A 6,824-nucleotide genomic window follows, 5' to 3' on the forward strand; every position below is an offset into this window, starting at 1 on the left:
CGGTTTTTAGCCGGGCCCTCGAGGGGCAGGCCTACGCTTCCCCAAGGTCCCATACCTCTTCCACCCGCAAAGCCCCTCCTTCCAGAACCCCCCGCACCAGCAAAACCCGGGCGTCCCGCAGGGTGGGGTAGCGCCTCGCCCACACCTCCGGGGGGATGACCGCCTGGAGGCGGTGGGGGCCGTCCTCGAGGACGTAAAAGGCGTGGCCTTGGGCGGTGGGGGGCTTCTGCTTGGCCACCACGAGCCCGGCGGTGAGGGCGGGCCCGGGGCGGAGGAGGGGGATGGGGGTGGCCCCGAGCTCCTCCAGCCTCCCCCGGAGGAGGTCCATGGGGTGGAGGGGGAGCTCGGAAAACCCCTTGGCCTCGAGGTCCAGGGCAAGCCGCTCCCCGGCCCCTAGGGAGGGGAGGGGCGGGGGCGTTATCCCTTCCCCCAGAAGGGGGCCTTGGCGGGGAAGGCCCGCGCGGAAGAGGGCTTCCCGCCGTTCGTGGAGGCCGTCAAAGGCCCCCGCCCGGGCCAGGGAGAGGAGGATGTCCTGGGGGAGGTCCAGGCGGGCGCGGAACTCCTCTAAGGAGCGGAAGGGGCCCCGAAGCCTCTCCCGCAGGATGGCCCGGGCCACCTCCGGCGAAACCCCTTTGGCGGCGGTGAGGGGTGGGCGGAGGGCCTTCACCCCCCCTTGGACCTCCACCCGGTAGTGGAGGCCCGAGCGGTTGACGCAGAGGGGCAGAAGGGGCACCCCCAGCCGCCTCGCCTCCTGGCGCAGGGTGGCGAGGGGCCACATGCCGGGAGCCTCGGAGAGGAGGCCCGCCAGGAACTCCGCCGGGTAGTGGGCCTTGAGCCATAGCGTGGCGTAGGCGTGGCGGGCGAAGGCCAGGGCGTGGCTCTCCGTGAACCCGTACCCCCGGAAGCCCTCCACCATGCGCCATAGCCCCTCCGCCTCCTCCCCCGCAAGGCCCAAGGTGGCCGCTAGGCCCCGCAAGAACCGCTCCCGCAAGGGGCGGAGGTCCTCCTCGTCCCGGGCCTTGGCCACCGCCTTGCGGAAGGCCTCCGCCTCCGGCCAGTCCATCCCCGCCCCGTGGTGGAGGAGGCGGAGGAGTTGCTCTTGGAAGAGGAGGACCCCGTGGGTCTTCCCCAGGATGGGCTCCAGGGCGGGGGGCAGGGGGGGCTTCGCCGCCTGGCCCAGGCGCCGGGCCAGGTAGGGGCGCACCGTCCCCGACTGGATGGGCCCCGGGCGGACCAAGGCGATCTGGTGGGCCAGGTCCTCCAGGCTCCTCGGGCGGAGCTTCCGGCTCATGGCGGTCTGGGCAGGGCTTTCCAACTGGAAGACCCCCAGGGTTTCCCCCCGCCAGAGGGGGCGGTACACCCCTTCCTCCTGGGGAAGGCGCTCCAGGTCCAGCCAGACCCCCTCCAGGCGGAAGACCTCCTCCCGGGCCCGCTCCAGGGCCGAGAGGGTGCGCAGGCCCAGGAGGTCCAGCTTCACCAGGCCTAGGGCCTCGAGGTCGTCCTTGTCCAGGGTGAGGAGCCGGATCCCCCCTGCGCTCCGCACCACGGGGGCGTAGCGGGTGAGGGGACCGGGGGCCACCACCACCCCGCCCACGTGGGGGGTGAGGTGGCGCACCTGCCCCTTCTCCATGCGGGCGAGGAGGGAAAGGAGGAGGTCCTTCACGGGGGCCTCCCCCAGCACCTCCCGAAAGAGGGGCTCCGCCTCCCCCGCCCGGTGGGGGGGAAGGTGGCGGAAGTCCCGGCCCAGGGCCCGGGTGAGGCGGTTCCGCAAGGGGGCGGGCAGGCCCAGGGCCCGCCCCAGGTCCTGCACCGCCAAGGGCAGGCGGTAGGTGACGTAGGCGACGGCCATGGCCTCCTGGGCCCCGTAGGCCTCCTCCAGGTGGCGGATCACCTCCTCCCGGCGGCGGCTCGCCAGGTCCAGGTCTATGTCCGGCAGGGCCTTCATCCCCCCGTGGAGGAAGCGCTCAAAGAGGAGGCCCTCCGCCACCGGGTCCACAGGGGTGAGGTCCAGGAGGTGGGCGAGGAGGCTCCCCACGGCGCTCCCCCGGGCGGAGGCCAGGATGCCCCGGGCCCGGGCCCAGGCCGCCACTCCGTGGGCCAGGAGGAAGAAGCCGGCGAGGCCCAAGGCCTCCACGGTGGCGAGCTCCTCCCTGAGGCGCTCCCGGTAGGCGGGCCTGTGGGGGTAGCGGCGCTCCAAGGCCTCCCAGGCCAGGCGGGCGAGCTCCCCCATGGGGGTGCGCCCCGGGGGGAGGGGGACGGGAGGGTCCAGGCTCCTTTCGGGCAGGAGGGGGAAGGCCAGGGCCTCCCCCAGGGCCCGGGCGTTGGCCCAGGCTTCGGGGAAGGGGAGGCGGTCCAGGGCCTCCTCCCGGCTGGGCAGAGCCAGGGCCTCGTTCCGGGGCCTTTCCGGATGGGGCTCTTCCACGCTCACCCCCAGCCGGGCGCAGGTGAGGGCGTCCAGGAGGGGGTAGAGGTCCGGCGTGGCCTGGCGCACCTCGAGGGCCGCCACGTAGGGCAGGCCCCGGTCCTGGGCCAGGGCCCGGAGCACCCGGGCCCGGCGGTCGTCCCCCGGGAGGCGGGCGTGGTAGAGGGAGAGGAAAAGCCGCTCCCCGAAGGCCGCCCGCAGGGCCTTTAGGAGGCGATCCAAGGCCTCCAGGCGCCTTTGCGCCAGGAGGCGGCTTGGGAAGCCCTCCCTTCCCCCCGTGAGGAGGACGAGGTCCTCGTTGGCCTCGAGGAGGGCTTCCAGGGGCAGGCTCCCTTCCGCCAGGGCCTGGGTCAGGTGGGCGGAAAGCCGGGCGTACCCCTCCCGGCTCCCCGCCAGGAGGAGGACGGGGAAGGTGCCCTCCGGGGTCTTGAGGGGAAGCCCCGCCCCCAGGAGGGGCACCACCCCCAGGGCCTTCGCCCGCTGGTATAGGCGCACGCCCCCGGTGAGGGAGCGCCAGTCCGTGAGGGCCAGGTGGGTGTGGCCCAGGGCCGAGGCCACCTCCAAAAGCCTCTCCGGGGAGGAAACCCCTCGGCCGAAGTAGGACTCCGTCCAGAGCAGGGCTAGTCCAGGACCCGGCTCAGCACCCATCCTTCCCCCTCCCGGTAGACCTCCAGGAGGAGGCCTCCCTCCACCTCCAGGAGGAAGTAGTCCCGCCCGGGCTCAAGGCGCCACCAGCGCCCGCCGGCCCGCCAGCGGTCCAGGAGGCGCACCACCCGCCGCTTCCTGCCCCAGACCACCCACCGGGGTTTCCCCTCCTGAACGAGGACCGTGAGGGGCACCAGGTAAAGCCGCATCCTCCACCTCCAGGCTCCGGTAGCGGAAGCCCCATTCCGGGGCCAGGGCCTCCGGGTCCAGGACCTCCACCCGCAAAAGCGCCCCCGGGTAGCGGGCCAAGAGGGGGCCGAGCCCGGCCCCCGGCCGGCGGAAAAGCCCCTCCTGGTGGGCGGGGCGGTGGAGGCCCGAGGCCGCCGCCCGCACCTCCTCCAGGGGCATCCCCCAGGCCCCGCTCCGCCGGAAGGCCAGCTCCAGGGCGAGCCGCACCTCCTTCTCCTCCCGCAAGGGGGCTTTGGCCAGGTGCTCCCCCCGGAAGCGAAGCCCCGCCCCCACCGCCTCCACCGCCACCCAAAGGGCGGCCCGGCCGGCGAGCCTTTGGTGGAGCCTCCGGGCCAGGTGCTCCAGGAGGTCCACCCCCACCTCCCCCTGGGGGTCCAAGGGGGCCCTGGCCTCCACCTGGGGCGCCTCGGGGAAGCGGGCCACCCCCCGGTGCCAGGGGCCGTGGAGGTAGGGGAGAAGCCTTTCCCCTTCCGGGAGGTAGGCGCGAAGCTGGGCGGGGCTCCAGGCGAGGAGCTCGCCCACCCGCTTGAGCCCCAGAAGCCTGAGCTTCCCGAGCCCCTCGAGGCCAAGCCCCACCCCCCTCAGGAAGTGGAGGGGAAGCCGGGCCAGGAAGGCCCGCTCCGCCCCTTCCGCCACCACCCGGGCCTCCCCCTCCCGGGCGGCCCAGGCGGCCAGGAGGGCCACCTCCCGCCAGGCGGCCACCCCCACCCGCACCCCGTACCCCTCCGCCAGGAGCCGGGCCTCGGCGGGGGCGAGCCCGAGGAGGACCGTCCCCTCCTCCAGGGGCTCCACCCAGGGGGTGAGGCGGTAAAGCTCCTGGAGGAGGGCCCGCCAGGCGGGGGCGGCGTGGGCGGGGTAGGGGAGGAGGGCGAGGCCCGCCGCCCGCATCCGGGCCACCTCCACCCCCATCCCCTCCCGCACCCCGAGGCGGCGGGCCTTGGGGGAGAGGGCCACCACCCGCCCGCCCCGGTGCAGGGCCAGGGGGAGGTCTTGGAGCTCGGGCCGTTCCCGCCCGAGGAGCCAAACGGGCCAGGGGCGGAAGAGGGCGGCGGCCACCATCTAGAGCCTCCGCAGGATCCTTAGGGCCTCCAAGGCCTCCCGTCCCCGCAGGAGGAAGCGGAAGACCCCTTGCACCTCCACCTCCCCTGCGGGGAGGCGCAGGGTGGGGTAGGCGGGGTTGTGGGGCCTGAGGACCACCTCGTCCCCCTCGAGGTAGACGTACTTCAAGGTGGTCCGCCCCTGGTGGAGGACCGCCGCCACCTCTCCCCGCCTGGGCTTGGGCCCCCGCTCCACCACCACCACGTCCCCCTCCAGGAGGTACTCCGCCATGCTGTCCCCCTCCACCACCAGGGCGAAGAGGCCCGGCCTTCCCGGAAGGGCCAGGAGGCCCTCCGCCTCCTCCATGGCCTCCTCCAAGGGGCCTGCGGGGATGCGGCCCACCAAGGGGATGGCCGCCCCCGCCACCAGGAGGCCCTCGGGGGTGAGCTCCAGGTGGGTGGGGCGGCCGTGGCCGGCGGGGTGGAGGCGGAGGAGGCCCTTTTTCTCCAGGGCCTCGAGGTGTTGCCGCAGGGTTTGGGGCCGCAGGCCGAGGAGGCGCGTGAGGTCGTGGGCCGTGGGGGAGAAGCCCTCCTGGACCATCTCCGCCGCGGCCTTGAGCACCCGCTGTTGCCCGGGAGGCAGTTTCATAGGATCCCCCTACACCTGTTATATAACAGGTACTAGGGGGCGTCAAGGCCTACGGAGCTTGCCTTGCAAACTCCCTTGAGGTGTCGAATTGACATGGGCAAGCGCGGCTTCCCTCGCCGAGAACCGACCTCCAAGGAGGCCCCCAGCCCCTCTCCGCCTGGCCCAAGACGTAGCCCTTCCAACAACAACCATTTAGCCTCTCGATGCTTCGGGAGGGATTGGAGAGCCGCGGCTTGCGGTACAACGGTGATAGGACTTACGCAGTTGGGATGAGTTCATAGGAGGGGTGTGCCAGATAGGCTCGGATGGCGTCCCGAAGAATGGCTGCCTTCGCCTCATACCAGCTTATCCCCGTCCGCAAACGATAAACCTCCAACCTCAAGAAAGCCCGCAAGGAGAGCAAAAGGTGCTTGAGATAAGCCACCGCTTTCCGAACCTGTGCTCTTTCCGCACCGCAGCACTGCTTCAGCGCACGATGATATACCTCTATCCCCCATCCCCGCTTCTCCAGCGTGGCTCTCTTTTCCTCCGTCATCCCCAGGTCATTTGTCGCCCAGTATTCCGCGTCTCTGTCTCTGGAGACCGTCCGGAATACTTTCACAAACCCAAAACCCCGAAGATGCACAACCCTCCCTTCCTTTGAGATGTCCACACTGCCTATGGGCACATTCCCCTTGCCATCGGGGGTCACCATCCGATTGCTCTTTAGCCTTGTCAGGAAAAACCAGCCAAAGGAAGCGATGAGCTTGAGGTTCTCCAAACCCGAATACCAGCTGTCCATCAGCACATACTCAGGCTGAAAGCCTCGCTCCTTGGCGGACAAAAGCATCTCCTGAAAGTGCTCGTTCTTGGTCTTTGCGGAGATGGGCTTGTCATAAACCCGAAAGTCGCAGGGGATGAGGGCTTTCCCATCCGTCCAAAGCAAAGTCAAAAGAGCAATGCCCTTCACCACCCTCTGGTGCTTGCCACTCCAATGATAGGTGACAAGTTCCATCTTTTGAGCGTAGGGCTTATCTAAAGTGGTGTCATCCAAAACCAAAAGCCCCTCCTCTTTTTTACGAACGCCTTTGCCTCCTGCCACAACGCCTCTGTGTCTAAAGGCTGTCTTTGCAGCAGGCGGGTGAAGGCATCGTGGGCTGGGCTATTGGGGCTTTCTGGTTGACATCTTTCTGCCTCGGTGCAGGTAAAGTTCTTCTGAGAGGCGATGAGGAAGTGAATGTAGACAAGGTCATCGCACTTGGGTGGGCTCACAGGTATCACCTCCTCTTGCCAAGCCCGTTTTTCTGTGTGTGATATCATCATAGTAACCAAGGGGTTGGCAGTCAACTGCGTAACTCCTAAATCCCTTTACTGGTGTGTACAAACTCGGGCCCAAGGAATGAAGGATGGGGGAAAATGCTTGAGGATAGGAGTCTACCGAGTACCCTAGGCGACTGCGTGATTCTGGACCTCGAGGCCACCTCCCCAGACCCAAACGAGGCCGAGATTCTGGAAATCGCTGCCCAGGACGCGAAGGGTAGATCCTTTCACCGCTTTGTATCCACCGAAGAGCCCCTTGACGCCAACCACGAGGCTTTCCGGTTTACTGGCATCGTCTTTGACGAGTACGAGCGGGAGAAAGTGCCGCTGGAGAGGGCCCTCAAGGAATTGCAGAACTTCGTTGGGGGTCGTTGGCTCATCGGACACAATCTGCTGCGCTACGACCTGCCCCTTTTGAACCGGAGCCTGGAAAAATACAGCCTTCCTACCTATAAGAGGCTGTCGTAAAAGTCCTCCACGGCCAGCTACGCGGCCCTAGCCAGCCGCTTCACCAACAAGCGTA

The 6,824-nt window shown here is 69.1% G+C and carries 5 protein-coding genes and 1 pseudogene; 1 reads left to right on the forward strand and 5 read right to left on the reverse strand.

The window, feature by feature from the left end; all coding sequences use genetic code 11:
• Positions 1 to 31: 31 nt before the first annotated feature.
• The 5 genes and pseudogenes from dnaE to LXN00_RS10925 all read right to left on the reverse strand — a co-directional run bounded on the left by dnaE (position 32) and on the right by LXN00_RS10925 (position 6,301).
• Complete coding sequence (gene dnaE / locus LXN00_RS10895) at positions 32 to 3,070, reverse strand: DNA polymerase III subunit alpha (RefSeq protein WP_267962812.1); 3,039 nt, start codon at positions 3,068 to 3,070, stop codon at positions 32 to 34.
• Entirely contained in the window at positions 3,043 to 3,195 is a 153-nt protein-coding gene (locus LXN00_RS10900; RefSeq protein ID WP_234508174.1) for a hypothetical protein, read from the reverse strand. Before LXN00_RS10900 ends, dnaE begins: the two co-directional genes overlap by 28 nt.
• The gene (locus tag LXN00_RS12750; RefSeq protein ID WP_279231877.1) at positions 3,143 to 4,375 is read right to left on the reverse strand and encodes a hypothetical protein; all 1,233 of its coding nucleotides are present in this window, start codon (positions 4,373 to 4,375) and stop codon (positions 3,143 to 3,145) included. Before LXN00_RS12750 ends, LXN00_RS10900 begins: the two co-directional genes overlap by 53 nt.
• Positions 4,376 to 5,002 carry a LexA family protein gene (locus LXN00_RS12665; RefSeq protein ID WP_267962813.1) on the reverse strand — a complete coding sequence of 209 codons (627 nt, stop codon included), beginning with the start codon at positions 5,000 to 5,002 and terminating at the stop codon, positions 4,376 to 4,378.
• A gap of 256 nt (positions 5,003 to 5,258) precedes the next feature.
• Positions 5,259 to 6,301: pseudogene (locus LXN00_RS10925) on the reverse strand (transposase).
• 138 nt (positions 6,302 to 6,439) lie between these two features.
• Between LXN00_RS10925 and LXN00_RS10930 the strand changes: the two are divergent.
• Complete coding sequence (locus LXN00_RS10930; RefSeq protein WP_234508176.1) at positions 6,440 to 6,769, forward strand: 3'-5' exonuclease; 330 nt, start codon at positions 6,440 to 6,442, stop codon at positions 6,767 to 6,769.
• The last annotated feature ends 55 nt before the right edge of the window (positions 6,770 to 6,824 follow it).

This window comes from Thermus brockianus (assembly GCF_021462505.1).
Lineage (GTDB): Bacteria > Deinococcota > Deinococci > Deinococcales > Thermaceae > Thermus > Thermus hydrothermalis.

Excerpts from the sequence above, each read along its gene's own strand:
- dnaE (WP_267962812.1), bottom strand. The coding sequence starts at position 3,070 with ATGGGTGCTGAGCCGGGTCCTGGACTAGCCCTGCTCTGGACGGAGTCC.
- LXN00_RS12750 (WP_279231877.1), bottom strand. The coding sequence starts at position 4,375 with ATGGTGGCCGCCGCCCTCTTCCGCCCCTGGCCCGTTTGGCTCCTCGGG.
- LXN00_RS12665 (WP_267962813.1), bottom strand. The coding sequence starts at position 5,002 with ATGAAACTGCCTCCCGGGCAACAGCGGGTGCTCAAGGCCGCGGCGGAG.